1 riboswitch is annotated in these 288 nt (G+C 42.4%).

Annotated features, from left to right (window positions below):
* The first annotated feature begins 87 nt into the window (after positions 1 to 87).
* Positions 88 to 216, top strand: a riboswitch (FMN riboswitch).
* Positions 217 to 288 lie beyond the last annotated feature (72 nt).

The raw sequence follows: 288 nt of genomic DNA, 5'->3' as shown, positions 1-288 counted from the left end.
ATTGTTATATTATAGCAGAGGAAAATATGATTGACAAATCATGCTTGACATATGAAGGCAAGATTGTTATAATAATATTAAATTGAATGCTGTCTTCGGGGCAGGGTGTAATTCCCTACCGGTGGTAATGCGGCAGTGCCGACAAGCCCACGAGCTTTTTGCAGATTTGGTGTGATTCCAAAGCCGACGGTATAGTCCGGATGAAAGAAGAGCGCATATTTATAACAGGCGTATTTTCACCCCGCAGATGAATTTCTGTGGGGCTTTTTCGTTGACAGCGGAAAAGGA

The sequence above is a fragment of the Flavobacterium potami genome, from assembly GCF_020026915.1.
In the GTDB taxonomy this organism is placed as follows: Bacteria; Bacteroidota; Bacteroidia; order Flavobacteriales; family Flavobacteriaceae; genus Flavobacterium; species Flavobacterium potami.
The sequence above is the reverse complement of the archived record's forward strand: the minus strand, read 5'-3'. Positions and strand labels throughout refer to the sequence as shown.